General features: G+C 53.1%; 21 protein-coding genes and 1 tRNA gene. 7 read left to right on the plus strand and 15 right to left on the minus strand.

From position 1 onward, the window contains the following. Positions 1 to 42 precede the first annotated feature (42 nt). Both map and BMX66_RS08595 read left to right on the plus strand, forming a co-directional pair. Positions 43 to 843, plus strand: coding sequence for a type I methionyl aminopeptidase (gene map / locus BMX66_RS08590; RefSeq protein ID WP_090880926.1), 801 nt, complete (start codon positions 43 to 45; stop codon positions 841 to 843). Between the two features lie 28 nt (positions 844 to 871). Then, complete coding sequence (locus BMX66_RS08595) at positions 872 to 3,499, plus strand: [protein-PII] uridylyltransferase (RefSeq protein WP_090880929.1); 2,628 nt, start codon at positions 872 to 874, stop codon at positions 3,497 to 3,499. 212 nt (positions 3,500 to 3,711) lie between these two features. On the opposite strand, the gene metE is transcribed toward BMX66_RS08595, so the two are convergent. Continuing rightward, complete coding sequence (gene metE / locus BMX66_RS08600; protein WP_090880932.1) at positions 3,712 to 6,024, minus strand: 5-methyltetrahydropteroyltriglutamate--homocysteine S-methyltransferase; 2,313 nt, start codon at positions 6,022 to 6,024, stop codon at positions 3,712 to 3,714. Between the two features lie 116 nt (positions 6,025 to 6,140). Here metE and BMX66_RS08605 point away from each other — a divergent pair, with 116 nt between their 5' ends. Then, positions 6,141 to 7,076 (plus strand): LysR family transcriptional regulator, encoded by a 936-nt coding sequence (locus BMX66_RS08605; RefSeq protein WP_255398872.1) that lies wholly within the window; start codon positions 6,141 to 6,143, stop codon positions 7,074 to 7,076. Positions 7,077 to 7,186: 110 nt separating this feature from the next. Here the strand turns inward: BMX66_RS08605 and BMX66_RS08610 are convergent, their stop codons facing one another. Further along, positions 7,187 to 7,927, minus strand: a complete 741-nt coding sequence (locus tag BMX66_RS08610) for a 4-aminobenzoate synthase (protein ID WP_090881132.1) — start codon at positions 7,925 to 7,927, stop codon at positions 7,187 to 7,189. A 441-nt stretch (positions 7,928 to 8,368) separates the two neighbouring features. Here BMX66_RS08610 and BMX66_RS08615 point away from each other — a divergent pair, with 441 nt between their 5' ends. Beyond that, positions 8,369 to 8,791 (plus strand): YqaA family protein, encoded by a 423-nt coding sequence (locus BMX66_RS08615; RefSeq protein ID WP_090880935.1) that lies wholly within the window; start codon positions 8,369 to 8,371, stop codon positions 8,789 to 8,791. A gap of 234 nt (positions 8,792 to 9,025) precedes the next feature. On the opposite strand, the gene grxD is transcribed toward BMX66_RS08615, so the two are convergent. The 10 genes from grxD to BMX66_RS08665 all read right to left on the minus strand — a co-directional run bounded on the left by grxD (position 9,026) and on the right by BMX66_RS08665 (position 18,662). Then, positions 9,026 to 9,334: a Grx4 family monothiol glutaredoxin gene (grxD, locus tag BMX66_RS08620; protein ID WP_090880938.1), complete on the minus strand. Its 309-nt coding sequence runs from the start codon at positions 9,332 to 9,334 to the stop codon at positions 9,026 to 9,028. Between the two features lie 113 nt (positions 9,335 to 9,447). Next, complete coding sequence (prmC, locus tag BMX66_RS08625; RefSeq protein ID WP_255398873.1) at positions 9,448 to 10,299, minus strand: peptide chain release factor N(5)-glutamine methyltransferase; 852 nt, start codon at positions 10,297 to 10,299, stop codon at positions 9,448 to 9,450. A gap of 115 nt (positions 10,300 to 10,414) precedes the next feature. Next, entirely contained in the window at positions 10,415 to 11,491 is a 1,077-nt protein-coding gene (gene prfA, locus BMX66_RS08630) for a peptide chain release factor 1 (protein WP_090880941.1), read from the minus strand. Continuing rightward, the gene (gene hemA, locus BMX66_RS08635) at positions 11,488 to 12,741 is read right to left on the minus strand and encodes a glutamyl-tRNA reductase (RefSeq protein ID WP_090880944.1); all 1,254 of its coding nucleotides are present in this window, start codon (positions 12,739 to 12,741) and stop codon (positions 11,488 to 11,490) included. Before hemA ends, prfA begins: the two co-directional genes overlap by 4 nt. 218 nt (positions 12,742 to 12,959) lie before the next feature. Then, a complete protein-coding gene (locus BMX66_RS08640; RefSeq protein WP_090880947.1) occupies positions 12,960 to 13,418 on the minus strand; it encodes an NUDIX hydrolase in 459 nt (152 codons plus the stop codon). A gap of 229 nt (positions 13,419 to 13,647) precedes the next feature. Then, positions 13,648 to 14,793, minus strand: a complete 1,146-nt coding sequence (locus BMX66_RS08645) for an FRG domain-containing protein (protein ID WP_090880950.1) — start codon at positions 14,791 to 14,793, stop codon at positions 13,648 to 13,650. Positions 14,794 to 15,424: 631 nt separating this feature from the next. Further along, complete coding sequence (locus BMX66_RS08650) at positions 15,425 to 16,423, minus strand: hypothetical protein (RefSeq protein ID WP_090880953.1); 999 nt, start codon at positions 16,421 to 16,423, stop codon at positions 15,425 to 15,427. A gap of 155 nt (positions 16,424 to 16,578) precedes the next feature. Next, positions 16,579 to 17,934, minus strand: coding sequence for a transposase (locus BMX66_RS08655; protein WP_090880956.1), 1,356 nt, complete (start codon positions 17,932 to 17,934; stop codon positions 16,579 to 16,581). A 149-nt stretch (positions 17,935 to 18,083) separates the two neighbouring features. Continuing rightward, positions 18,084 to 18,251: a phage major capsid protein gene (locus tag BMX66_RS08660; RefSeq protein WP_143058218.1), complete on the minus strand. Its 168-nt coding sequence runs from the start codon at positions 18,249 to 18,251 to the stop codon at positions 18,084 to 18,086. 335 nt (positions 18,252 to 18,586) lie between these two features. Continuing rightward, a tRNA-Phe gene (locus BMX66_RS08665) sits at positions 18,587 to 18,662 on the minus strand. A 304-nt stretch (positions 18,663 to 18,966) separates the two neighbouring features. Between BMX66_RS08665 and BMX66_RS08670 the strand changes: the two genes are divergently transcribed. From BMX66_RS08670 to lspA, 3 genes are read left to right on the plus strand one after another with little or no spacing between them, the layout of a single operon-like run. Next, complete coding sequence (locus BMX66_RS08670) at positions 18,967 to 19,977, plus strand: bifunctional riboflavin kinase/FAD synthetase (protein ID WP_090880962.1); 1,011 nt, start codon at positions 18,967 to 18,969, stop codon at positions 19,975 to 19,977. A 24-nt stretch (positions 19,978 to 20,001) separates the two neighbouring features. Continuing rightward, the gene (ileS, locus tag BMX66_RS08675) at positions 20,002 to 22,830 is read left to right on the plus strand and encodes an isoleucine--tRNA ligase (RefSeq protein ID WP_090880965.1); all 2,829 of its coding nucleotides are present in this window, start codon (positions 20,002 to 20,004) and stop codon (positions 22,828 to 22,830) included. A gap of 57 nt (positions 22,831 to 22,887) precedes the next feature. Next, a complete protein-coding gene (gene lspA, locus BMX66_RS08680; protein ID WP_090880968.1) occupies positions 22,888 to 23,349 on the plus strand; it encodes a signal peptidase II in 462 nt (153 codons plus the stop codon). 39 nt (positions 23,350 to 23,388) lie between these two features. Here lspA and BMX66_RS08685 read toward each other — a convergent pair whose 3' ends face one another. From BMX66_RS08685 to BMX66_RS08695, 3 genes are all read right to left on the minus strand, one after another. Further along, positions 23,389 to 23,949: a cob(I)yrinic acid a,c-diamide adenosyltransferase gene (locus tag BMX66_RS08685; protein WP_090880971.1), complete on the minus strand. Its 561-nt coding sequence runs from the start codon at positions 23,947 to 23,949 to the stop codon at positions 23,389 to 23,391. Between the two features lie 75 nt (positions 23,950 to 24,024). Next, complete coding sequence (locus BMX66_RS08690; RefSeq protein WP_090881138.1) at positions 24,025 to 25,554, minus strand: DEAD/DEAH box helicase; 1,530 nt, start codon at positions 25,552 to 25,554, stop codon at positions 24,025 to 24,027. Between the two features lie 184 nt (positions 25,555 to 25,738). Continuing rightward, on the minus strand, positions 25,739 to 26,521 hold the full coding sequence (locus BMX66_RS08695) for a hypothetical protein (RefSeq protein WP_090880974.1): 783 nt from the start codon (positions 26,519 to 26,521) through the stop codon (positions 25,739 to 25,741). Between the last annotated feature and the right edge of the window lie 466 nt (positions 26,522 to 26,987).

Raw genomic sequence — 26,987 nt, forward strand, 5'->3', positions numbered from 1 at the left:
TTTCGCTTGCCCCAATAGCTTGTCCATCAATTCGGAATAATTATGACATTGTCTCTCAAAACCCCTCAAGAGATAGAGAAAATGCGGGTAGCAGGTAAACTCGCATCGGAGGTGCTCGATTACATAACGCCCTTCGTTAAGCCCGGGGTTACCACGGACGAGCTTGATACACTTTGCCATGATTATATGGTCAATGTGCAGAACACGATTCCAGCGCCGCTCAATTACGCCCCGCCGGGATATTCACCTTATCCAAAATCCATTTGTACCTCGGTCAATCATCAGGTTTGTCACGGGGTGCCGGGTCAGAAGAAACTTAAATCGGGCGACATCGTCAATATCGATGTGACAGTCATCAAGGAGGGGTACCACGGTGACACCAGCCGCATGTATTACGTTGGCCAACCTGTAAACCCGGCCAGGCGCTTGTGTGAGATTACATATGAGTCAATGTGGCGCGGAATAGAGGAAATCAAGCCGGGAAAGCATTTGGGAGATATCGGCCACGCCATCCAGACCTTTGCCGAAAGTCATGGATATAGCGTCGTGAGAGAATTCTGCGGCCATGGAATCGGCGCAAAATTCCATGAGGAGCCGCAGGTGCTCCATTATGGCCGCGCCGGTACCGGGCTTGAACTCAAAGCGGGGATGATTTTTACAGTCGAGCCGATGATCAACGCGGGGAAGGCTGGTATACGCCAAATGGCCGATGGCTGGACCATCGTAACCAAGGACCATAGCCTGTCGGCGCAATGGGAACACACCGTTCTCGTCACCGAAACGGGGTACGAAGTGTTGACGCTATCCGCCGGTACACCACCGAAACCGGCTTATCGCTCCTGATCTGTCACGGAGGCCTGATACGAAGCCGTTGCCGGGTACTTTTAACATTGAGGCGATCAAGGAGACCCTGCTTCAAGGCCGTGAGTTATTGCGTCAGCGCTATTACAAAAACAAGAACGGCGCGGCCTTGTTGCTGGACCACAGCCGACTGGTGGATGGTGTTCTGCGCCAGGTCTGGCGTGAAATGGAGATGCCTCGCTCCATCGCCTTACTTGCGGTAGGCGGTTATGGCCGACGGCAGCTTTTCCCCCATTCCGACACAGATCTGCTGGTGCTGGTTTCCAAGGCGGAAGGCGAGGCCGCCGCAATAGATCACGCTATCGAGACGCAACTGGAATGCTGGGTAAGATTGCTATGGGATATTGGGCTGGACGTTGGCCATAGCATCCGCACGATTCAGGAATGCGCTGATGAGGCAGCGAAAGACATTACCGTGCAAACGAGTCTGCTGGAAGCCCGCCAGCTTGCCGGACATCGTCAATTGTTCACGGAATTTTCGCGCGTCATGCAGGCTATGCTTGAGCCGCGTCAATTTTTCAGAGCGAAGCAGCGTGAGCAGCAGCAGCGTCATGGCCGGTATCGGGATGTCACTTACAATCTTGAGCCCAATCTCAAGGAGAGCCCCGGCGGCCTTCGGGATTTGCAGAACATCTTGTGGATCAGCCGTGCCGCGGGATTGGGGAAGTCCTGGCCGGATCTCGCAAGGGGCGGATTTATTACTCCCCGGGAAGCCCGCCTGGCGCAGCGTAATCAATCCATTTTGCAGGATCTTCGTATCCGGTTGCATTATCTTGCCGGAAGGCGAGAAGACCGCCTGCTATTCGATTACCAGACGCCCCTCGCCAGTGAACTCAATATAACCGGCAAACGGCCGCGCCGTGCCGGTGAAATGCTGATGCAGCGGTATTACCGCGCTACAAAGGCCGTAACACAGATCAACACCATTCTGCTGCTTACGCTTCGCGCCGAGATTTTTCCCCATGAGGGCGCCGCTCCGGTCATTATCAATCCGCGTTTTCAGAAGCGCGGTGAATTGCTGGAGATACGCAACGAGGATATCTTCCGCCAATATCCAGGCGCGATTTTTGAAAGCGTTCTGCTGCTGCAACAGCATCCCGAATTGAAGGCTCGCAGTGCTGCTACGCTAAGGGCAATGTGGCGGGCCGCGCCGCTGATTAATGGCGCATTCAGGCGAGATCCTCGCCATTGCACCCTGTTCATGGAAATCCTGCGCCAGCCGCGCGGATTAACGCGTGAGCTGCGTTTGATGAACCGCTACGGTATCCTGGGACGCTATATCCCGGCGTTCGGGCGCATTGTCGGCCAGATGCAGCACGATCTGTTTCACGTCTACACAGTGGATGAACATATCCTCATGGTGGTGCGAAATCTGCGGCGATTCATGGCGCCGGAATTCGCCCACGAATATCCGCTTTGCAGCCAGCTCATCCGTGAATTCGAACGGCCTGAAGTGCTCTATCTCGCAGGGTTATTCCACGATATTGCCAAAGGACGTCAGGGAAATCACTCGACGCTCGGCAAGGCGGACGCCCGTCGCTTCTGCCACCATCATCAAATGTTGGCGGAAGATGCAGAACTGGTTACGTGGCTGGTGGAAAATCACTTGCTCATGTCGAGCACGGCACAAAAAAAAGATATATCCGATACGGATGTGATTGCCGACTTCGCCCGACGCATGGGGAACGAGCGACGCCTCATTGCGCTTTATCTGCTTACCGTTGCGGATATCCGAGGCACCAGTCCAAAAGTATGGAACGCATGGAAAAGCAAGCTGCTGGAAGACCTGTTCCAGGCAACGCGGCGTCATCTGTGCGGGGATACGTATCATGTGGGCGGAACGTTGAAAAACCGCAGAAACAGGATTCTGGAATTGCTGCAACTCGATAATATTCCCGCCAGCGCTTATGAACAGCTCTGTTCAGCGCTCGACCCCACCTATCTGCTGCTGCATGAGCCAGAGGAGATTGTCTGGCACATGCGTCATTTGAGCCATCAAATGAAACCGGCAGCGCCCGTGGTGAAGGCACGCGTCTCACCCACGGGAACGGGCATCGAGGTACTGGTCTACACTGCTGATCAAGGGGACTTATTCGCGCGTATTTGCGGTTTTTTCGATCGTATCGATTACAACATAGCGCAGGCAAAAATTCACACCACCCGTCATGGCTATGCTCTCGATAGTTTCCTTGTTCTCGACCCTCTCAATGTTACCCAGCGCCATCGCGATGTATTGGGCTTTATAGAACGCGAATTGACACAGCAATTAGCACAGCGGGCTCCCCTGGAACCCCCGTTGAAAGGACGCTTGAGCCGCCTTCTCAGGCATTTTCCGATTGAGCCGGAGGTCGATATCGAACCAGACGAGAAGGGCGCATATCATGTCCTGTCAATCATTGCCGGCGATCAGCCTGGATTGCTGTCGCGCATCGCGCAAGTGCTGGTGCATTTTGGCGTGAATGTTCACAGCGCAAGAATAAATACGATGGGCGGACGTGCCGAGGATACATTCCTGGTCACCGGGAATATTCTGGACGAATCACGGAGGCTGGTCCATTTGGAGACCGAACTGATAAAGGCGCTGCAGACGAAAGAGTCTCTGGACCAACCCTCCGTTAAGCGCGTATTTAACAACTGAGTGGGCGATGATAGGCAGCGATAGCCGGGATATTACAAGCCGCATGATAGTCCGGCGCGCTATCGACAGTTTTTGTAGGATAGGTGGAGCGTAGCGTAACCCATCGAAGTGATTACGATGGGTTACGGTTTTCAGCCCCTACCTATGCCGATCTTCGAGGTAGGACTTGCTTCACGTGCTGGCGTGGCTTGTATCCCGATTTCACGATTGGCTCATGCTGTTGCATCGGCGGATTCAGTTTGCGAAACTTCCAGGCGGGCGCGTAACAGGGCCGCAGCCTCGACCATCCGCTTCAAGGCTGTGACGACTTCCGGCCAACCGCGTGTTTTCAAGCCGCAATCGGGGTTGACCCATAGTTGTTCCGGATCGATCACCTGACAAGCTTTTTCCAACAATTCCAGCATTTCCCTGGTTTGAGGAATCCGCGGCGAGTGAATGTCGTACACACCCGGGCCTATCTCGTTGGGATACTTGAAATGGCCGAATGCGTCCAGCAGCTCCATTCGTGAGCGCGAGGTTTCGATCGTAATCACGTCCGCGTCCATATCCGCAATGGCCGGCAGAATATCGTGGAATTCCGAATAGCACATATGGGTGTGTATCTGGGTCTCATCCCTTACGCCAGAGCTGGCTACGCGGAATGCTTCCACTGCCCATTGGAGATATCCGTTCCAATCGCATTTTTTAAGCGGCAATCCTTCGCGAAAGGCCGGTTCATCAATCTGAATAATGCCTATGCCAGCGTGCTCCAGATCGACAACTTCATCGCGGATGGCAAGCGCGAGCTGGAGGGCCGTGAGGGAACGCGGTTGATCGTCGCGCACGAACGACCACATCAGCATTGTTATCGGACCCGTCAACATGCCTTTGACCGGTTTTTCGGTCTGGCTTTGTGCGTATTGAATCCAATCCACGGTCATCGGCTCGGGACGGTAGATATCACCATAGAGAATCGGCGGCTTTACGCAGCGGGACCCGTAGCTTTGAACCCATCCGTTTTCGGTGAATGCGTAGCCCCACAACTGCTCGCCGAAATACTCCACCATATCGTTACGCTCGGGTTCTCCATGCACGAATACGTCCAGACCGATTTCCTCCTGCTTTTTTATTACCAGCCGTATCTCGTCGCGCATCGCTTCCAGATACTGCAAATTGCCGAGTTCGCCTTTTTTGAAAGCTGCGCGAGCCTGACGGATCTCCGGTGTCTGGGGAAATGAGCCGATGGTTGTGGTGGGTAAAAGAGGAAGCTGTAGACGCTCCCGTTGCAGCACCTGGCGCACGGCGAACGGATTTGCACGCCCGATATCATCCTGCGTCAGGCGTTGCAGGCGCTCCTGCATTACCGGGCTGTGTATGCGCGGCGATTCCGCACGCGCTTGTCTTGCTTTGACAGACGCGTCCAATGCGTCGCGTATCGCATCTTCTCCCTGATTCAAACCTCGTCCGAGGGTTGAAATCTCACTCAATTTCTGCGCGGAAAAAGCAAGCCAACCCCTGGTTTCATCATCCAACCGGGTTTCCAGTTCGAGATCGACCGGGCAATGCAAAAGCGAACAGCTGGGCGCAATCCACAATCTTTCACCCAGGATGGACTGTGCGCGTGACAGAATCGAGAATGCCTGCACGAGATCGGCGCGCCACACGTTGCGTCCATCGACGACACCCAGAGACAGCACTTTACCCGCCGGATAGTCATCGAGAAAAGTATCGAGCTGACCCGGTGCGCGGCATAAATCGATATGCAAGCCGTCTACCGGCAGCTTCTTCAAGCGGGCAGCATGATTGTCCACGGCTTCGAAATAGGTCGTCAATAACAGCTTCGGCAGCTTCGTTCCGGACTCCCGCAACGCAGCATACGCCGCCTCCAGGCTGCTCAGCCAGTCAGCGTCCAGATCAAGCGCCAGCAGCGGCTCGTCAATTTGCACCCATTCCACGCCCAGGGAAGCAAGCCGGGCAAGAATATCCCGGTAGACCGGCAGCAAATCCGCCAGCAGGTCGAGGCGGCTGAGCCCAGGAGCGGTCTCCTTGCCCAGGTATAAATAAGTCAGCGGTCCGATCAGTACCACTTTTGGAGAAATGCCGAGAGCGCGGGCTTCAGCCACTTCATTGAAGAGTTGCGATGAACCGATACGAAACGTGGTGTGCGCGTCGAATTCCGGTACGATGTAATGGTAGTTGGTATCGAACCACTTGGTCATCTCCATGGCGGGCTGATTCGCGGTTCCACGCGCCATCGCGAAATATAAGTCCAGGCCGACATCACCGCCGCCTGCATTAAATCGCGCAGGTGTCGCACCGAGCAACGCTGTCATATTCAGCATCTGGTCATACAGCGCAAAATCTCCGGCTGGGATAAGATCAATGCCATTGTCCCGCTGCAAAGTCCAGTGCCGCTTCCGCAATTCCGCCGCTGTGGCTTCCAGCCGCTCATTATTGATGTCGCCACGCCAGTATGCCTCAAGCGCCTTCTTCAACTCCCGCCCCGCGCCAATGCGCGGGAAACCCAGGTTGTGTGTCAGTGCCATAGTGATTGCCCCCACGTTAGTTGCAATTGCAGTAAGGAACGATTGTGTGGCAGACTGATCTATGAATCAAATGAAAATTTATAAAATATTAATGAATATAATTCATATCAAAACTCATGACTATGTCACTCGTATCCATTCTTGAATTACGCCATCTCCGTACACTCGCAGCACTGCACGAAACAGGCAGCGTTTCGCGCGCCGCCAAGCGGGTACATCTGACGCAATCTGCCTTATCACATCAGATCAAGGCGCTGCAGAGCCATTATGGGCTTTCGATAATACAGCGCCGGGGGCAAGCCGTTGAACTGACCGATGCCGGGAAACGCCTGGTTGCGCTAGCAGGAAAAGTACTGGAAGAAATTCAGGCAACCGAGCGGAGTCTTGCAAAGATGTCGCAACAGGCAACAGGCAGTTTGCGCATAGCGCTGGAATGCCATACCTGTTTCGATTGGCTGATGCCGCTCATGGATGCATTCCGTCAGCATTGGCCGGATGTGGAACTGGATCTCGTTTCCGGGTTCCACAGCGATCCTGTCAAACTACTGGAGGAAGGTGGAGCAGATGTGGTGATCGGATCGGAACACAAGCGGCAGCGCGGCATAGTCGACCATCCGCTATTTCGGTTCGAGATTCTCGCAGTGCTGGCCCCGGAGCACCCCTTGCGCAGAAAACGGATATTGCATGCGGCAGACTTTGCCGATGAAACCCTTATTACCTATCCTGTGCCGGAAGACAGAATCGACCTGATTCTCAACGTGCTGAAACCCGCCGGCATCCACCCCGAGCGGCGCACGGCGGAACTGACCGTGGCTATTCTTCAATTGGTAGCCAGTCGGCGTGGTATAGCGGCACTGCCCAGTTGGGGTCTTAAAAACTATGTGGATCATGACTATGTGATCGCCCGCCGCATCAGCACACATGGACTATGGAGCGATTTGTATGCGTCAACACTTACCGAGACGGCTTCCCGCCCCTATCTGCGCGACTTTCTGACAACAGCGAGGAATACGTGTTTCGCTACGCTGGATGGAATCATCCCGCTGGAATAGGATTTACCGAGGAGGGCTTTCCCCCTCGGCAAACCAAGGAGACAACCGGAAAAATCGTCTGGGGAGCAAGCGACATGCCGGCACATCGCTTGCTCCCCAGAATGCGATTGTTAATGCAGGGTAACTACCTCGTCTTCGCAGACAAAATCCGAACAATAATTCTCATAGACGCCATCAAGAAAACCCCATAGCGCATCACATGCCCGGGTAGTCGCTGCCGCCACCTCAGCCTGTTTCTCCGGGGTATCGGCAAAGCGCTCGATCAATGTCCACTCCGCTTGCGAGTGATGTATGTCGGCTTCCTGGTGTACGGTAAAGAACTCGTAACTCGCAGGGTCGCTCATTCCATAATATCTCTCCAGCCCATCGATTTTTACGGAAGCGATGGACGGCACCTGAGATTCAAAGGCGTGCATTGCCGCAAGGCCGGCGTAAAACGGCTGGTTCAGGCAAATGTCCCTGAATGTTGCCACCAGTCTGGCAGTTCCCGGCAGGGCGTTCGCACTGGCCAGATCGTTGTCGCTGGAACCCAGGGCCAGAGCAAAATTCTTCCACAGGGCAGGATGGTTTTTTTCGCCATGCTCTTCGCTGATCAGATTTTTGAGCACTTCCTGACGTACGCTGATGTCGCCGCTATTTGACTCAGTGTGAAAATGCGGAGTATTGAAATGTACCGCGCTCAGGTAGGTGGGCTCGGCCAGCACATTATGAAAATATTGTTCCGCATACCCGCGTAATTGTTCTTTGGTGAGCTTGCCTTCCGTCCAGGCCACATAAAAAGGATGCTTGAGCAGGTGTCTGGCATTAATGATGGAATCGATCTTTTGTTTGAATGTCACGTCAGTTGTCATGGTTTTCCTCTTGAACAGAGATGGGTAATCGGCCAACATATCATCGCCGAAAAAAGGCCTTTAAGTCAAATTTTGGATTAACCCGACCGGTATGGTCCAAGCTCGGCGCCGTAAAGATCCAGCCAGACTGCCATTCGTGGCGCATTGCGGAACTTGGGAACAAGCTCTCCGCAGCCGCGCCTGTTTGCCAACTGAACTGGTAAAATGAGATGATTCACCGGGCGCCAGCAGCATGAACACGACATCCCCGGCGCTGGCCGCACTTTCCTCCAGAGGGCCCTGCTCCGCCTTGTGCGGTTGCCCATTCGTGTCGCTGCCTTCCTTGTTGGTTGGATCATCCCATCCATCAAAGCTGCCTTCGCGCGCGCGTAGAATTTGCGCTGAGGTTCCTCAGACAAAAACTACGGGCAAAACTGCGGGTTAATTTTTTCAGAAAAGTCTATGGATGAGCAATCGAGCTTACTGGCACTATTCACCAGCAGTTTCCTTTCTGCCACATTGCTACCCGGCAGCTCGGAGGCCGTACTATTTGGTGTTTTGACAGCTTACCCTCAGCTTTTCTGGCCTGCTCTGGGGTTTGCCTCATTGGGCAACACCATGGGCGGCATGAGTTCGTATGCTATCGGGCTCTTCTTACCTGACGAAAAAGCACTTCTGAAACAATCCGGGGGCAACATGCGAGGCCTCGAGTGGGTGCGCAGTTACGGCAGCCCCGTCCTGCTGCTGGCGTGGGTGCCGATAATCGGTGATCTGTTGTGTGTCGCCGCGGGTTGGCTCCGGATAAACTGGATATTGGCGATGCTGTTCATGGCTATCGGAAAGTTCGTGCGGTACTGGGCAATCGCGGCAGCGATGAGCGTGTAAGCCACGAGCCGCCGCCATCTGTTACGAAACCGCTGAATAAAGCTCAGTCCAGGCGAGATTTTGCATATCCCTTATACCCCTTATTGCAGTTCCTGAACGCAGCGGCAACGGCAGATCAACGCCTGAGTTGCCCATGAATAGGTATCCAAGGCGCCCGAGCGGTTGGGCTTATATGAACCGGGCACACTTGTGTGCTGCAAGTCAGCACACATCACCCCGAGCGCTTAACCTGAATTATTTCTTGAGTAATTTCTGCAGTTCACCGCTCTGGTACATTTCGCTGACGATATCCGAACCTCCGACAAACTCACCGTTGACATAGAGTTGCGGAATAGTCGGCCAGTTTGAGTATTCCTTGATGCCCTGCCGGATTTCAGGTTCGGCAAGCACATCCACGGCGAAAATATCATCCACCCCGCAGGCGTTGAGAACCTTTACCGCATGGGCGGAAAAACCGCATTGAGGGGCTCCCGGCGTGCCTTTCATGTAGAGCACCACGGGATGAGTGGTTACCTGCTGCTTGATGGTTTCCTGGGTATTCATGTCTGCTCCTTTTTCTCTTGAAATTGAATAAACTGCAAATCAGCTTATGGGAAAGTCAGACCCTTTTCAAGGGATTTGATTCCGCTGGTCGATTTCCATTTTAACAGCTTCTTTCAGGAAACAATCAGGCTTCCACCGCTGACCCGCATGATGCCCGCCAGATCTGGATGAGAAAATACGTCTCCGAACCCGGCTTCACTCAGCAATTGCCTGCAAATTTCCGCCTGGTCGTAACCATGTTCAAGCAACAGCACGCCTCCCGCGACCAAGTGAGCCGGAGCGGAAGCGATGATTGATCGAAGGCAGTCAAGACCTTCGCCTCCAGCCGTCAGCGCCATGCGTGGTTCGAAGCGCAAATCGCCTTGAGTGAGGTGAGAGTCGCCAGCCGCGACATAGGGGGGATTGGACACAATGAGGTTGAATTTCTCACCGGCAAGTCCATTGAACCAGTCGGCTTCCAGAATGCGCACGTTGCCCACATTCAACTGCTTCGCATTCGTTCTTGCAATCGCTACGGCATCGGCGGAAAAATCGACAGCGGTGACTTCCGCCACCGGACGATGCTTTGCTATGCACAGCGCGATAGCGCCGCTGCCGGTTCCAAGATCAAGAATTTTGCAGGAAAGGCCTGGCGGAATTTGCGCCAGCGCAAGGTCCACCATTAATTCCGTTTCAGGCCGGGGAATGAGTACTGCAGGGGTGACGGTAAAATCGAGACTGTAAAACTCGCGTCGGCCCGTGAGATAGGCGACAGGCTCGCCATGAGTACGCCGTCCTGTCAACAGCCGAAAGGATCGCGCCTGATCGGCGGTGAGCGCCTGCTCGCAGTGAACAATAAGGTAGGCTTGGCTCACGTTTAGCACATGCTGCAACAGCATTCGTGCCTCGATATCGCCAATGTCGCGGCCTGCCTGAAGCAGCGCTTCCCGTATCGTGATCTGCCGCATGGAGGGATTGAATTTCATCTTACGATTCAGCCGCGAATCCCGGCTATAACGCCGCTGAGCGAGGCAGGGAAGAAACAGCGGGAAACCCGGAAGCAGAGCGCCAACAATGAGTAGGGCCCAGACAATGCGCTATCTACACCCCCATCGCTTTCAACTGCTCCGCCTGATGCTCGGACATGAGCGCAGAACAAAGTTCGGTCAAATCTCCGTCCATGATCTGCTCGATCTTGTAAAGCGTAAGATTGATACGATGATCGGTTATTCGCCCCTGGGGGAAATTATAGGTACGAATACGGCCTGATCGGTCGCCGCTGCCAATCAGGGACTTGCGTGTCGCAGCCTGCTTGCTTTGCTGCTCCTGGGTCTGCTTGTCACGGATTCGCGCAGCCAGCACACTCATTGCCTGCGCCTTGTTTTTGTGCTGCGAACGTCCATCCTGGCACTCGACCACGATGCCGGTCGGCAGGTGAGTCACGCGCACCGCGGAATCAGTCTTGTTGATATGCTGACCGCCGGCGCCGGAAGCACGGTAAGTATCAATCCTTAACTCTGCGGGGTTCAACACCACGTCCATGACCTCGTCCGCCTCAGGCATGACGGCGACAGTACACGCGGAAGTGTGAATGCGTCCCTGGGTCTCCGTGGCAGGTACACGCTGAACCCGGTGGCCTCCGGATTCGAACTTGAGTTTGGAGTAGGCGCCATTACCGATGATCTTGGCAATGATTTCCTTATAACCGCCCGCATCGGAGGGGCTTTGCGAAATTATCTCGACCTGCCAGCGCTGGCGTTCGGCAAAACGCGCATACATGCGAAACAGATCGCCGGCAAACAGCGCCGACTCGTCCCCGCCTGTGCCGGCGCGAATTTCCAGAAAAATGTTACGTTCATCGTTAGGGTCCTTGGGCAGCAACTGTTTCTGCAATTCTGCTCCGAATCGCACGAGCTTCTCTTTGGCATCGCGTATTTCGGCATCGGCAAACTCGCGCATTTCGGCATCGCCGGTCATCTCCTGCGCGGTATGAATATCACGCTCGCTTTGCAGGTATGCATCGTAAAGCTCGACTACCGGCGCAATCTCCGCACGCTCGCGCGTGAGCTTGCGATAGTTGTCGAGATTGGCGGTAATGCTCTCGCTACTTAACAGACGATTCAACTCCTCCAGGCGCACGCTAAGCTGCGTGAGCTTGACAGCTATGCTCTTATTCATTCCGGACGATGGAGATGGTACAGGCGGCTGATCAGGTCGACCAAATCGTCACGCTCGTCGGTTGCGGCGTGATTGAGCGCGTAGGAGGGTATATGCAGGAATTTGTTGGTCAGACTATTACTCAAGGATTCGATGATTTTTTGCGGGTCCTCCCCTTTGGCGAGAAGCTTCGTGGCTCGCTCCAGTTCGTGGCGCCGATACCGTTCGGCCTGGTCGCGCAGGGCCCGGATGGTTGGAACAACCTGGCGCGACTCCAGCCAGTGCATGAAATTGACTACGTTAGTGTCGATAATCGCCTCAGCCTGCGCTACCGCGCCCTGGCGCGAATCGAGTCCTTCCTTGACGATATCGGCAAGATCGTCCACGGAATAGAGAAACACATCATCCAGTTCAGCCACTTCGGGCTCGACATCGCGCGGCACGGCCAGATCCACCATGAAAATCGGCCGGTGCTTCCGCGCCTTGATCGCGCGCTCCAGCATGCCTTTGCCGAGTATGGGAAGCGTGCTCGCGGTACAAGTCACCACGATATCGTGCAGCGCCAGCTGCTCGGGGAGCTCGTTCAGCGTAATGACCTGCCCATTGAAACGATGCGCCAGAACCTGTGCCCGTTCAGTAGTGCGATTAGCCACGGTGAGGCGCTTCGGATGGCGTGCGGCAAAATGACTTGCGCATAATTCGATCATCTCGCCCGCACCGATGAATAGCACACGCTGCTCGGCTATATCGCCAAAAATCCGCTCAGCGAGCCGCGCTGCGGCCGCAGCCATGGAAACGGAATTCGCGCCGATCTCGGTGGAGCTGCGAACCTCTTTTGCGACAAAGAAAGTACGCTGGAACAGCTTGTGGAGCAGCATGCCCAATGTACCGGCATGCTCGGCCGACTTCACCGCACTTTTCAACTGACCGAGTATCTGCGGTTCGCCCAGCACCATCGAATCCAGTCCGCTGGCCACGCGAAAGGCATGCTTCACCGCTTGTTCGCGCGGCAATCTGTAGAGATACGGATCCAGTTCCCGCGCCTGCAAGTGATGAAAGTCCGCCAACCAGTGGGTCGCTTCCTCTGGCTTCTCGGTACTGCAATAAATTTCCGTACGATTGCAGGTGGAAACAATCGCCGCCTCCCTCACCGGGCGATGACCCACGAGATCGTGCAATGCATGCTCCATCGCATCTTCCGGAAACGACACTTGCTCGCGCACGTCCAGCGGCGCGGTCTGGTGGTTGATCCCAAAGGCGAATAACTGCATTGAAGACAAGGTAGTAACCGGCGAGTCCGGTGAAGAATTGGAAAATTTGCTGATTATAGTATTACAAGCATTTGAATACCATAAGCAAGAAGAGTTTCTGCTTGGAAGAAAAAAATGAGGGAAGTGCGGATATGCGCGCCTGCCATGAATGATTTGACGCTGTGAATGATTTGTAATATGAGCAGTATCAGCTCTGGCAAGTGCTGATACATCGCAAGCTAGCACATCAATTTTTCGACCAGCTCATCAATAAAGCCCACTTGTGCCGGGCGAATCCTGCGGATAGCCTCGGATATTTCGAACCACTCAGCGCGATCCACTTCCGGAAACTCGCGAACTCCTGAACCCTTCGGCCACTCGATGCTGAAGGTATTCGAGACTAAATGGGAAGTGTCCCAGTCGCTTTCCGTAGCCCATGCGTCCACGAGCTTCCCGCTGGCCAGCTTGCGCCGTGTAAGTGGCAGGAACGGGCCGGTTGGCTTGTGACCTGTTTCTTCAAAGAACTCCCTCAGCGCGGCCTGAAGGGGTTCTTCCCCTTCCTCGTATTCACCCTTGGCTATCGACCATGAGCCGAGGTCTTTGTTGACCCAGAAGGGTCCGCCTGGGTGAACGAGCAATACTTCGAGCTGACCGGATCGTCTGCGATAGGGGAGGATGCCGGCGCTGGTTTTGGGCATGTGCATCCCACATTAACGATTTTGAAAGCAAACTCTGCGTAAAATCGAAACTTATGAAACTTATGTTAAAAGTAATTAATAGTCACGCAAGAAATTATTATTTGCCATGCCGCAGTTTATTTATTTCAATAGAGTCAAAGCCTCAAATCAAGGCTGATGATTGCGTGCGCTAATCGCACGTTTTGTTCCGGTGAGGCATCGATTTTGAAATTGTTCTGATGTCCAATATTTAGCTTGTCGATTTCGACGCTAGCGGCAACCGGTGAGGCCTAGTTAACATTGTCTGTTTCATCATTCGGCAAACACCATCCAAGCCGGGAAACATTCTTGCTGCAGTAAGTCCCATAAACTGGAGATCCTCTAGCGCCTCGGTGGCGCAATCAATTGGAACGTCTGCGGCAAATAAGAACTTTCTCCCCAATCTTTTTTCGGTTGAGCAAATAAAGTGTTCGACATCAGCTATGTTGGTTACAAGAAACTCGCCTTGTTGCGCGTATAGCCGGAGATTATTTCTCGGTAGAATGGATATAGAAGCGATATACGACCTATAATATGGCAGCGTTACCACTGGTGTTAACGTTTCGTTCACAAAGTCTCGAGTCAGGCCATAGATGCGGACGTGCGATTCCGACTGTCGCGTTTCCCATGATTCAATAGCATCGGAGAATGCAAAGAATGCCGCGATATAAGGAGATCTTGTCCAGTCCAGCAGCGGTGTTGGTAATCCGTGATGCTGAGCGAGACCAAGTAACGTCGAATAATCGTCAAGGTCTGATAAATTGAATTTTTTTCCTAGCGCCACTTCTGCGTGTACTCTAAAGTCTGGAAAAGTTTCAGCGTAGTATCTTTCGAGACGATGTCTACCAGCTCGGCTCAAGGTAGTCCTTAGCCGAAAGTTGTTGCTTCCGTGACCCCGGAAAATCAGCGCATCGCCTTCTAGCCGCACATGGTGCACCCAGTCCTTGAATTCATTCCAATTTGCACAATGTTCTGGAATCAGGTCGTCAGAAGAACTGTATGGCGAAAGGATAATTTCTCCTTCTCGACCTGATTCGTGGACCCACTTGCCCACGAGCATTTTATTTTTCTCTTGAAGGGTGGCACTAAACCCTTGAACATACCCTGCGTCAACGTCGGAAAGTTTGTCTAACCGCAAACCGCCGTATTGGTTAATCCCATAGATATCTAATGGCTCTAGTCTGACAGCTTCATTATTTCCCCTTAGTAATCGAACTAGCACCGCTGCTGAATTTGTTTTTTCACCCCACCAATGCATCATGGCCTCATCAGGACGATCAATGTCCATGCACAGCATGGCGTTCAAAATTTCGTCGGCCGTTCTAATGGTCCCAAATAATTGCAATGATGTATCCATAGGATTTTTCTTTTAAACGTTCGAGCAACAGCAAGTCTTTACTGGTCATTTTGGTCGACTACAAGTTACCTGTCCCAGTCAGGGAATCCTCATACAAGAATCAGTGCGCCAAAGAGATCATATAGCAGCCTCATCCGACCGAGGTTAGACCAATCAAGTGATGACAGGTCTTAATTTCTCCTCAAATTATTATTGGGTTCACATAATTTTAGCTGAAACTACTAAACTGGATTTTCTAGCAAAACCTATTATGTCATATAAATAATGACATATAATTATTACTAGAAGCGTTTGATGTTTAGCTTTTATGGATAGCCAATAAGAGTCAAAAAAACTGATAGATTGGACTGGATACGCTGGAGAGTTGAATAAACGAAAAAAACCAGGAATCGCGGACGCTAAGACTTTTTGAGATGGAGCGGTACAATTAATATGGAACACTCGAATAGCCCAGTTTATCTTGCGCCAACTAAGGATTAGCGGGACTATAATTTTTATTTGCACCCCTAAATGTACCCCCAATCCCTAGTACATGAATGCTAGGTTTAAAATACTCAATCTTTACTATGAGAATACGATTGGTATACGTAGAAATAATCTGTGCTGGCTAAACAAAGTTTTCTACCGATCCTTAAACGTCCATTTCCCATTTTTTAAACGTGGAAAAATCGGTTTTGATAAAGCTTTCATCAAGAACGCGGATCGGAGAGGGGTTATCTTTAATTTTTTTCATTAACTCAATTACTCCGAAGTGTGCTTCGTTCACCTTTTCTTCAAAAGCTATATATTCCTTTGTGGCCTCATCACACTCAAGATAGATCGAAAAGGACTTGATGGCCTCCAATACCTTCCCTACTGATCCACCAAGAATACAAAACTTCACCTGCATATCTTCGTGCAAATTGTTTGGCAAGGGCAAGACAGAATAAAAATTACCTTTTCTACCAGTCGATTTTGAGTCATGGGACACTGACTGCCAAGTTGGATGTTTGATCTGGCATAACCACTTGTAATGATAGTAAGAAATAGTCCATAAATCTTCATACTCGCCAGGGAAGATCCTCTTGCTCAACTTGGTCTGTAACTCGATCCATTGACGAGCATTCAATTGAGCTAGCTTTTTTGCTCCCCACGGTATTTCGGCATATCTTACTTTCATTGCTTCTCTGGCTAGCTTTTCTGAGCTCGCCAATACTGCCGCCGTTAACGCATTTTCAAATACTGAGGCGCCCACACTTGCCGCTTGTGACGAATACCCCATTTCCACGAGTAACCAGATGCAGCGAAGATCGTTAATTGCTCGCTTTAGGAAAGGAGCAGCGGCAATAAAAGGAAGCTGCCCGTGATTCTTTGCATTAAGAATCGGGGCTAGCATGCCTGCTTCGACGCATACTTTTACAATCTGCTCCCAAGACGAAAGCTCCTCTCGCATCGTGTCTCTAGCTAATTTTTCTACGTCGCCAAGAACAGACCAAACAGTTTCGATTTCTTTCAAGGTACGCATTTTATTTTCAAAATAATATAGTGTTAGCTCAGCATTATTACATACGCGCGCCTTTAGAAATGGGGAGTGCAGACCCGGCACTTTTGTCCCTTGCAAAACAAAAACCCCAGCCTTTCGAGCTAGCATCCTGTCGGCCTTCTCATCAAATCTGCCCGCAACCCTGGATTACCAGGCAGATTTGACCATGTTTTCATAAAACAGATTTCCAGGTTTCCCTCAAATTGCTTCTTGACGCCCATAAATGGTGTTGCCGTCGTCAATCATGCTGTTGCTGCTCCAAGCTATCCTGCCAGTACAAACATTCGCTTCAAGTTCCACGCCATCGCCACCAGATTCAACTCGCCCTTGACGCTTTCCAGTCCGCGTAGTGAGAACTGGCGGAATCCCAATATCGCCTTGATGATGCCAATCACCGGCTCCACCGTGCATTTGCGTCTCGCATAGAGCGCCCGTCCCGCCCTCGTCAATAGCAAATGACGCATCTTCTCCACCTGCGTTGTATCTTTTTCCAGTGGTGGCAGTTCGGTAAAGCGTTCCAGCGGGTCAGGATGATGCGCCTCCCTGCCCACCGCAATTAACGGAGTAATGGAATGCTCACCACAGGCCAAGACGTTGGCCTCGGAGAAGTAACCGGTATCCGCCACCAGGTTGAGCGGCTGACCCAGTTCAACCGGCAAAGTCTGGAGTTGATCGAGTGCCGCTACCACCTGCTGTTTGTCGTTGCACGCCTGCACGACGCCAGCCGTCACGATCAGCATGCTGTCCATATCCACGGCAATCTGGCCGTTGTAGCATTGATCAAATCCGCCGCCTGCCACCTTCATGATGCGGGATGCTTCGTCGGTGAGATTGATCTGGTCTTTGTCCTGCACTCCCTCTATCGGCGCAACAGGCGCCTTACCTCGCGGGGGCTTGCCGCTTTCCCTTGATTTGGCCGCACGCTTATCCAGCTTGGCCTGGTAGGCGGCTTGTTCCTGATCGAACCGTTCTTTGGCGCGTGCTTCAATCTTGATTTTGGCTGCGGCGATGACCTTGAGCCGGTCTTCACGGCGGGCGATCTCTTCGGGCAGGTTGATGCCATCGGGTATCTTCTCATTGTTCGCCGCTTCAGCCAACGCCATGAGTTTCTTGACTTCGCCTGTCAGTTGTTTTTCCAGTTTCCTGATATACCCATAACTCAGTGCGCTGTACTTGGATGCGTTGGCTTTGAGCTTGCTGCCGTCCAACGCAATGTTGCCAAGATGGAGTACGCCCAGGGTGCGGGCAATCATCAGCACTTGCACCATCAATACTTCGATTTCTGGCAGGAAGCGTTTGCGGAAGGTGTTCAAGGTGTCGTGGTCGGGGTGTTCGTCTGCGGCCACAAAGCGAAACGCCACTGAATCATAGGTGGCATTTTTCAGTTTGCGGCTGGAGAACACGCCGGTGGCGTAGCCGTAAACCAGGATACACAGGAGTAATGCCGGATGGAATGGGGCAGTTCCGCTTGTGCCGTAGGCGCGCTCCATGGGCTTCAGGTCCAGTTGCTCGACGATTTCAACAATAAATCGTGCCAGATGATGTTCTGGCAGCCAATCGTTCATCGAGGGTGGGAACAGGTAGTTCATGCCGCGTCTGATGGACTTGAAGCGGCTCATGGAAACACATCCAGTTGGTTGATTAATAACTAAAACTATACCATTTTTGCAATGGTAATTTGTTAGTTGTCTGCGAATTTTCAATCCGGGAAGTCCGACAGGCTGCTAGGGGTCTCGTTTGGTACTGCCTGCCATGCACTGTTTACGGTCTAACGCCACAGGGCAGCAGGATAGGTCACTGCTACATCCACCTTGGTATGGCAAGCAAAGCCGGTTTCTCCGGTTTGGGCGAACAGCTCCTTCAGGAGTTGCACCAATACGCCCTCGCGCATGAAATAGATCACGCTGGAAAAGTCTCCCACGTAGATTCCGAGCAATCAGTTGATGCGCCGGCGGTCAGAGTATTAGGGGTCTGACTGGTGGCGATGGACTGGGTGTTATCAAGAATCGGAGGCTGCCTGCGCGGCTGATCTGTAGTACCGGGTAACCTAGCAAGCACCGTAATTGAGCGCGGCTCATGATTGCTGCGTAGGCATAGGTACATCAGCTGCCAGATCGCCCGAAGCGCGCTAATGAAATCCGTGTATGCCGTAGTAGCCAGCGGTGCGCCAACTGCATCATTCGCGACAGACTGGATTACTAGTTGTATAGCCAATGAAAAAGCCGCTGAGAGCGCGCTTTTGGAACTTCGGGACAAAGTGAAACAGTAATATGGTGGCCAAGGGCGGAATCGAACCACCGACACAAGGATTTTCAGTCCTCTGCTCTACCGACTGAGCTACTTGGCCTTCTGAAGCTGTTGCATGCTGCCGCAGGAGGAGGATTACGTGACGACCTCTGGCTTTTTGAAGTGCGCAATTCTAGCACAGCGCAAAATTCATTGGAACACAAGAGCATTTGGCGCGACGCATCTGCCGCGGGCTACCGAGCGTGTCTGAGCTATGGGTTCGTTGGTGCAAAATCAATCGGATGATGGGTCGCGTTTCACTCTACCCATCCTACAAAACCGTGGGGGAGCAGATTTAAAATGTTACCGTTCTAGACCCACTCGGGCAAAACAAGCTACAATTCAGCATTTTAGCAGCTATACGCATGCGTATCTCCCATGGCATTCCTGTTCAGGCTGAAGCTCCCGTTGCCCTCACCATAGGCAATTTCGATGGGGTTCACCTGGGTCATCAGGCGATGCTCGCCGGTTTGAAAGAAGCCGCCAATCGGCTCGGTCTTGCCACTTGTGTCATGATTTTCGAGCCTCATCCGCGCGAGTTTTTCGCACCGGATAAGGCGCCCACGCGGCTCACCAGCCTGCGGGAGAAGCTGGAATTGCTGGCGGCGGCGGGGGTGGATCGGGTGCAGGTATGCCGTTTCAATTTCGATTTCGCCAGAATCAGCGCGGAAGATTTCATTGTCCATATCCTCCAGCAAGGGCTCGCTGTTCGCTGGATTCTGGTAGGGGACGATTTCCGCTTTGGGGCGCGCCGTGCCGGGGATTTTGCCATGCTGAAGGCATTTTCCGCGCAATGCGGTTTCGAGGTGGAAGAAATGCCGGGTTATATCGTAGACGGTGTACGGGTTTCAAGCACGGCGGTGCGAAAGGCTCTGGCCGCGGGTGATCTGGATTTTGTCAAACGTTTGCTGGGGCGCCCCTACAGTATCAGCGGACGTGTGGTGAGCGGCGACAAGCTGGGTAAGAAGATCGGTTTTCCCACCGCCAATATTCAATTGAAACACAATCGGGCTCCCTTGTCGGGAATCTTTGCGGTAGAAGTCGAGATAGAAACTCATGGGGCTACGGAGCCATCGTCGGCAACAGATACGGTGAGTGCTTTGCAGGGCGTCGCCAGCCTTGGCGTGCGCCCCACCGTGCATGAGCATGGCAATCCCGTGCTGGAAGTCTACCTGTTCGACTTCGACCGCGAGATATACGGCCAGCACTTGCGGGTGCATTTTCTGCGTAAATTGCGGGATGAAGAAAAATATCCCGATCTTGAAACGCTCATAACGCAGATTGGACGGGACGTGGAAGATGCGAAGCGCTATTTTTCGTCGTTATCGTCCGTGTCCCCTCCTACGGAAAAGAGCCTTCTGCACAAATCGAACTGACGTTCGTTATTTTTTCAATATTCCATGACTGACTATAAAAAAACGCTCAATCTGCCTGATACGCCTTTCCCCATGCGCGGCGATCTCGCCAGGCGCGAACCCGTCATGCTCAAAGCCTGGCAGGAAAAGAATCTCTATCAGAAAATCCGCGAGGTCTGCAAAGGCCGTCCCAAATTCGTGCTGCACGATGGTCCCCCGTATGCCAACGGTGATATACACATCGGCCATGCGGTCAACAAGATTCTCAAGGACATTATCATCAAGTCAAAGACGCTGGCTGGCTTCGATGCGCCTTATGTACCGGGCTGGGATTGCCATGGATTGCCGATTGAGCATCAGATTGAAAAAAAACACGGTAAAAACCTGCCGGGGGACAAGGTGCGGGAGCTGTGCCGCGCGTTTGCTTATCAACAGGTAGTGCGGCAAAAAGCCGATTTCATTCGGCTTGGCGTACTGGGCGATTGGGACAATCCTTATCTCACCATGAATTACAAGACCGAGGCGGGAATCATTCGCGCGCTTGGAAAGATCCATGCAAGCGGCTATCTCTACCAGGGACAAAAGCCTGTCAACTGGTGCATAGACTGCGGCTCTGCGTTGGCAGAGGCGGAAGTGGAATATGAAGACAAGACTTCATCTGCGATAGATGTGAAGTTCAAGGTAGTCGATTCCGATGCGTTATGGAGGAAAGTTTTGAAGCCAGCGGATGTTTTCATCTCGGCTGATGTGTCCGCCAAACCGGTGTATGTAGTCATCTGGACAACAACGCCATGGACTCTGCCTGCCAATCAGGCGGTGAGCCTGAACCCCAACGAAAACTACGTTGCGGTCGACTTGGGAAGTGAATGCTTGCTTCTCGCTGATGCTCTGATGGACAGCGCGCTGGATCGCTACGGCATTGACAAGGCTGATGCCAGCCCTTTGGGCCAGTGCAGCGGGAGCGTACTGGAAAATGTTCTGCTGGAGCATCCATTCTATCCGCGGCAAGTACCCATTATCCTGGGAGAGCATGTCACCATGGAGGCAGGAACAGGGGCTGTACACACCGCGCCGGCGCATGGCGTGGATGACTATATTGTGGGTCTGGAATATGGTTTGCCGGTGGAAAACCCGGTCGGCGGTGATGGCCGATTTTTCGATCACGTGCCGCTCGTCGGTGGTCTCTCTGTCTGGAAAGCCAATGATGTGGTGATTCAGGAACTGGAGAAGAACGGCCTCTTGCTGAAGGCGGAAAAACTTCAGCACAGTTACCCACATTGCTGGCGTCACAGGACACCGATCATCTTCCGCGCGACGCCTCAGTGGTTTATTTCCATGGATAAGAAAATCAGGAGCGTAAATCAGGATGGCGTGGGTGAAACCTTGCGGGAAGCCGCGACAACCGCGGTAGAGGCAACCGCCTTTTACCCATCCTGGGGTAAGGCCCGGCTGGAGGCGATGGTGAAAAACCGGCCTGACTGGTGCGTCTCGCGCCAGCGCAACTGGGGTGTGCCGATGGCGCTTTTCGTGAATAAAGAAACCCATGAGCTGCATCCCCGTACCGATGAGTTATTGGAGCAGGTGGCACAGCGCGTGGAACAAGAGGGAATCGAGGCATGGTTTAGTCTCGATCCGGCGGAACTGCTAGGGGATGACGCGCCGGAATATGTAAAACTCAAGGACACGCTCGACGTGTGGTTCGATTCGGGCACGACCCATGACACAGTGCTTAAACAGGATGTTCAGCTCAAGTATCCGGCTGATCTTTATCTGGAGGGTTCCGACCAGCACCGTGGATGGTTTCAGTCTTCGCTCCTGACGGGCTGCGCGATTGGCGGCCGTGCACCGTATGATGCGTTGCTCACACATGGTTTCGTGGTGGATGGCCATGGTCACAAGATGAGCAAATCCAAGGGTAACGTTATCGCGCCACAGAAGGTGATGGACACATCCGGGGCCGATATTCTGCGGCTATGGGTGGCGTCCACGGACTATTCCGGAGAGTTGTCGATTTCCGATGAAATCCTGAAACGAGTGGTGGAGAGCTACCGGCGCATACGTAATACACTGCGTTTTTTGCTCGCCAATCTGGCTGATTTCGACCCCGCCAAGGATACCGTGGCGCTGGAGGAATGGCTGGAGATTGACCGCTACATGCTGGCATTCACGCGGAAACTGCAGGACGATTTGGCGGAGAATTATCGGCGCTACGATTTTCACGTGATCGTTCACCAGCTGCATAATTTCTGTTCCGAGGATTTGGGCGGTTTCTACCTGGACGTTCTCAAGGACCGCCTCTATACCGCTGCCGCCCAAGGTATTCCGCGCCGCTCGGCTCAGAATGCGCTGTATCACATCGCGCATAGCCTGGTGCGCTTGTTTGCGCCCATCCTGAGCTTTACTGCTGAAGAGGTATGGGAGCATCTTACCGGAGATACCCGGGATAGCGTGTTGCTGCACACCTGGCACGAATTTCCTCCGCAAGCGGACGAGGAAGCATTGATGCAACGCTGGACAAGGATTCGCGAATTACGCTCGCAAGTCCAAAGGCGGCTGGAAGATTCGCGCGGTCAGGGGAAGATCGGTTCATCGCTTGCTGCCGAGGTCGTAATTCATGTCAACGGGGAGGATTTTTTGCTGCTCGATTCGTTGGGTGACGATCTTCGGCTGATAACCGTTACATCGGCCGCGCGTGTGATGCGGGCGGCGGAGTCCGCGAAGGAAGAGGTTTCAGTAGTTCCAAGCGCTTATTCAAAATGTGAACGCTGCTGGCATTATCGCAAGGAGGTGGGAACGGATGCCGATCATCCAACGATATGCGGCCGATGCATCGCCAATCTCTATGGCGCTGGTGAGGCGCGGCGATATGCCTAGTAAGGAAGCTCACCCCAGGATACCAGGGGAACCTCATACGATGGCGCGCAGGATACGATGAAGCTGCAGTTTAGTCTGGTTGTGGCGCTGGTAGTCCTGGTGCTGGACCTGGTCAGCAAGCGCTGGGTGGAAGCCGAGTTATTCAATGGCGAACAGATCCCGCTGACAAATTTTTTCAATCTGGTGCTGGCCTATAACGCAGGTGCCGCCTTCAGCTTTCTAAGCGACGCCAGCGGATGGCAGCGCTGGTTTTTCAGTTTGATTGCTGCGGGCGCTTCAGTACTGATCGTTTATCTGCTGCGTAAACACGCTGCCGACAGGTTGTTCTGTATTGCGCTAAGCCTGATACTAGGCGGGGCGCTTGGTAATCTGTGGGATCGAATAACCATGGGGCATGTGGTCGATTTTCTGGATTTCCATGCGGGCGGCTATCACTGGCCGGCTTTTAACGTGGCGGATTCCGCAATTTTTCTCGGGGCGATGTTGATGGTGATCGACAGCTTCCGGCGCAAGGAATGACGCGCATTAATCAGGCATGCAAAACAGGAACGGCGAATTCTATGCCGGGTGGCGATTTTTTCCAGGTCGCCACATCACGTCTTCTACGCCCTGCTGATGGTTCAGGATGCGGCATAATACGAACAGAAAGTCGGACAAGCGGTTGAGGTACTCGATGTGGGACGGCATTGCCGGTTCAGTTCGGTAAAGCCTTACCAGACACCGTTCGGCACGCCGGCAGGTTGCGCGCGCGACGTGGCACAGGGAAGCCGCGCGGGTTCCGCCGGGGAGTATGAATTCCTTTAGCGCAGCCAGTGAGATGTTGTAGTCATCAAGTTGCTTTTCCAAACGGCTGACTTGCGCTTCGCTCATGCTGGCGCGGCCGGGAATACTCAGATCCCCGCCCAGATCGAACAGGTCATGCTGGATATCTTCCAATTTGATGCGCACTTCCTCCTCGGGATTTTCCGCAAGCAAAACACCAATAAAGCTGTTCAGTTCGTCCACGACGCCGATAGCCTCGACACGTAAACTCTCCTTGGTGGTTCGTGTGCCGTCACCCAACCCGGTGGTTCCGTCGTCGCCGGTACGGGTATATATCTTCGTCAGGCGCTTTCCCATGTCAAGCGCTCCATGTCATGCATCAGGGTGATGTACTGATACGGGTTGAGGAATCGAGGAACAGTACCGCTGCACTCAGCTATCCTGCTTGGGCTTTGCCGGGGATCGCGGCATGAAGAGTGCGGCCAGGGGTTTGTTTGGAGGGCGGTGGCGGGAATGATCAGCTGAGGCCTTGGCAGACTTGCTTTCGGTACTCTCTGCGGAAGGAGTGCCGGGGATATAGGGCTGGCTGAACAATGGGTCTTCCGGAGTCTTGGAGCTTTTCCCGTGCACCCGCATATGCTCCTTCCCGGTTTTCGTGCCTTTGAAGCCGTTCGCACCCTTTTGGTATGCGGCAGAATGAGAATCATCGGGTCGTCTGACGCGTGATTCAGACGATTTCTTGTGTTCCGATGGGTGGGATTTATTGCGAGTGGGCCGCCTTTCTCGTGCGCTTTCGGACTCGATTGGATGTTTCCGGGTTTCAGGCTCGAATCCGGCAACTACCACGGAGTTAAGCTTGAATTTCAGGAGCTGTTCAATTCCTCTGAGCAACTCGTTCTCATCCTCGCCCACCAATGAAATCGCGTCGCCTTTTGTGCCGGCGCGGCCGGTACGGCCGATTCGATGAATATAATCCTCGGGTGTGGTGGGCAATTCGAAGTTGACCACATGGGGGAGGTCTTCGATATCCAATCCCCGGGCCGCAACATCGGTTGCCACTAGTACGCGCACGATTCCTTGTTTGAACTCCTCCAGTGCCTGGGTGCGCTGAGGCTGACTCTTGTCGCCATGAATGGCAGTCGCGGTAATTCCATCCCGTTGTAACTGCTGAGCCAACCTGCTGGCGCCATGCTTGGTACGGACAAAAACCAGAACCTGTTGCAGATCCTGAGACTTGATGAGGTGCGTCAGCAACTCGCGCTTACGGTCCCGCGACACCGGATGTACTACGTGGGTTATCAGTTCGGCAATGGAATTGCGCCTTGCCACTTCGATCAACTCAGGGTTGCGCAAGAGCTTGTTTGCAAGTTTCTTGATCTCTTCCGAGAAGGTCGCCGAGAACATCAGGCTCTGCCGTTGCTGTGGCAGCAGGGCGAGAATGCGTTTGATATCGGGCAGAAACCCCATGTCCAGCATACGGTCGGCTTCATCCAGTATGAGGATTTCCACCTTCGACAGGTTTACGGTTTTTTGCTGGATGTGGTCGAGCAGACGTCCGGGCGTGGCAACGAGAATTTCAACTCCCGCGCGCAAATCCCTGGTCTGCGGCGCCATATCCATTCCTCCATAAACAACAGCGCATCGGAGGGATAGATATTTGCCATAGGTTTTTACGCTTTCATATACCTGCACTGCCAATTCGCGCGTAGGTGCCAGGATCAATGCGCGAGTGGGGTGCTTGGCGGGCGAAGCGCTGGTGTTGGCGCTGGGTTGCAAGCGGCTCAGCATTGGCAGCGTAAAGCCCGCCGTCTTGCCGGTGCCGGTCTGTGCACCGCCCATGATGTCCTTGCCTTCAAGTATCAGCGGAATTGCCTGAGCCTGAATTGGGGTGGGTTCAGTATAGCCCTGGTCTGCTATGGCGCGCAGAATTTCAGGCGATAGATTGAGTTGGGCGAACGACATATCCATTACTTCGCACCCACCCAACTGGAGCCGTTGGGAAAGTCCCGGAAAAACAACTCATAAGCGTGCCAATTGCGGACAATAGAGGCGTTTGGAGAGTAGGAAAAAAAGGAGTAAACAGGAGATTGCAGCGGTAATTTCATCAAAATAAAAAATTAGACTTGCGGTAATTAAAAAAATTCAACTAATCGTTTCGTGCGCCCTGATGAACGTTTTTAGGTTTCTCCGCCTTAAACCCCTCGGTGCATTTTTTAAGACCGTTTAATACAGCGGGAGCTGCGCCAATGGCCACCGCGTCGACCAGACAATACCAGGCGGCAACACCGCTGGGCGGATTTCCCTGGGACAGCCCCAGGACAGGTTCTATTGCCGCCCACTTCCAGGTTCCCGCGGCTGTGCCGATTAATTCCAGCCACGTCGTGATGAAAAAAGCGGCGAGATAAACCATTGGGGAGCGGCCCTTGAAGAGGTAGACCAGAAAAACGCAAAATAGTAGTGCCCCAACCTGATCACCCTGCGTGGGATATCCGCTGACTCCCCAAATTGACCAGGCGCCGCATGTTATGACGACCAGGGCCGCTATTTTGCGTGCATGTGTCAAAAAGAGACCTGAGCGGGCCAGCGCGACTGCTGTCAGATAAACCATGCCATGGCCGGGTGGTACATAAGCGGGCACGTTGCCGAATCGATAGGTATACCCCTCCATGTAGATGGATGCGAAATGCTCACCAAGGGTGGCAAATGCGACCGCGATGATGACCTGCATCCGTACTTCCTTGTTCTCCCCCCATAGCAATGCTGACAAAAATGTCCAGGCTATAAGCCCCATGAAATTTTGCTGCTCCAGACTGCCGCTGGCGTCCATATTCAAGCTGATAGCCACGCACACAAATGTAAGCGTCGCGATGAAATAGTCGCGTATTCGGTGGGAGTAGGTAGTGTTTGGGCGGGGGAAATTACGCAGCATTCGTTTCTGGCTCGGATACCTTGATCTCGCAGCTGATCCAGTCAAGGATATGAATTAGTCTTTGGACTGTTTATTAGAATTGGTTTATCTGGATCGTTTATTTGAGTCGTTTAATTGCGAAATAGACACCTACCGGCCGCGCAACTGTAGCGGTGAATGAATAAATGGCAGTTCCAGCGATTCCCGGAGGAAGCAAATTCGCCGATTCCCTTATGTAATCAAAGCCGCTGCTCCTCGCGTAAGTGCGGAGAACAGCGGCTTGGATAAAATAAACAGGGAGTCCGCTAATGAATTCTAAAAACCGTGAAGATCAGGATCACTCCTCTTCCTCATCCTCTTCTTCCTCCTCGTCTTCATCCTTGGATGCGGTCTTGAGGACCAGCTTGCCCTGCTTGATGCTTTCGTTGAGGTCGGTTTCGGGAGCTTCCTTGTGCACCAGGTTCTGATGGCAGTCGATGCAGGTGGC

This window comes from Nitrosovibrio sp. Nv6 (genome assembly GCF_900110495.1).
Taxonomy (GTDB): domain Bacteria; phylum Pseudomonadota; class Gammaproteobacteria; order Burkholderiales; family Nitrosomonadaceae; genus Nitrosospira.

Excerpts from the sequence above, each read along its gene's own strand:
- BMX66_RS08685 (WP_090880971.1), bottom strand. The coding sequence starts at position 23,949 with ATGGGAAAGCGCCTGACGAAGATATATACCCGTACCGGCGACGACGGA.
- ileS (WP_090880965.1), top strand. The coding sequence starts at position 20,002 with ATGACTGACTATAAAAAAACGCTCAATCTGCCTGATACGCCTTTCCCC.
- lspA (WP_090880968.1), top strand. The coding sequence starts at position 22,888 with ATGAAGCTGCAGTTTAGTCTGGTTGTGGCGCTGGTAGTCCTGGTGCTG.
- BMX66_RS08690 (WP_090881138.1), bottom strand. The coding sequence starts at position 25,554 with ATGTCGTTCGCCCAACTCAATCTATCGCCTGAAATTCTGCGCGCCATA.
- grxD (WP_090880938.1), bottom strand. The coding sequence starts at position 9,334 with ATGAATACCCAGGAAACCATCAAGCAGCAGGTAACCACTCATCCCGTG.
- BMX66_RS08695 (WP_090880974.1), bottom strand. The coding sequence starts at position 26,521 with ATGCTGCGTAATTTCCCCCGCCCAAACACTACCTACTCCCACCGAATA.
- BMX66_RS08670 (WP_090880962.1), top strand. The coding sequence starts at position 18,967 with ATGCGTATCTCCCATGGCATTCCTGTTCAGGCTGAAGCTCCCGTTGCC.
- BMX66_RS08605 (WP_255398872.1), top strand. The coding sequence starts at position 6,141 with ATGACTATGTCACTCGTATCCATTCTTGAATTACGCCATCTCCGTACA.
- metE (WP_090880932.1), bottom strand. The coding sequence starts at position 6,024 with ATGGCACTGACACACAACCTGGGTTTCCCGCGCATTGGCGCGGGGCGG.
- BMX66_RS08655 (WP_090880956.1), bottom strand. The coding sequence starts at position 17,934 with ATGAGCCGCTTCAAGTCCATCAGACGCGGCATGAACTACCTGTTCCCA.
- map (WP_090880926.1), top strand. The coding sequence starts at position 43 with ATGACATTGTCTCTCAAAACCCCTCAAGAGATAGAGAAAATGCGGGTA.
- BMX66_RS08640 (WP_090880947.1), bottom strand. The coding sequence starts at position 13,418 with ATGCCCAAAACCAGCGCCGGCATCCTCCCCTATCGCAGACGATCCGGT.
- BMX66_RS08615 (WP_090880935.1), top strand. The coding sequence starts at position 8,369 with ATGGATGAGCAATCGAGCTTACTGGCACTATTCACCAGCAGTTTCCTT.
- BMX66_RS08610 (WP_090881132.1), bottom strand. The coding sequence starts at position 7,927 with ATGACAACTGACGTGACATTCAAACAAAAGATCGATTCCATCATTAAT.
- prmC (WP_255398873.1), bottom strand. The coding sequence starts at position 10,299 with ATGAAATTCAATCCCTCCATGCGGCAGATCACGATACGGGAAGCGCTG.
- prfA (WP_090880941.1), bottom strand. The coding sequence starts at position 11,491 with ATGAATAAGAGCATAGCTGTCAAGCTCACGCAGCTTAGCGTGCGCCTG.
- BMX66_RS08650 (WP_090880953.1), bottom strand. The coding sequence starts at position 16,423 with ATGCTAGCTCGAAAGGCTGGGGTTTTTGTTTTGCAAGGGACAAAAGTG.
- hemA (WP_090880944.1), bottom strand. The coding sequence starts at position 12,741 with ATGCAGTTATTCGCCTTTGGGATCAACCACCAGACCGCGCCGCTGGAC.
- BMX66_RS08645 (WP_090880950.1), bottom strand. The coding sequence starts at position 14,793 with ATGGATACATCATTGCAATTATTTGGGACCATTAGAACGGCCGACGAA.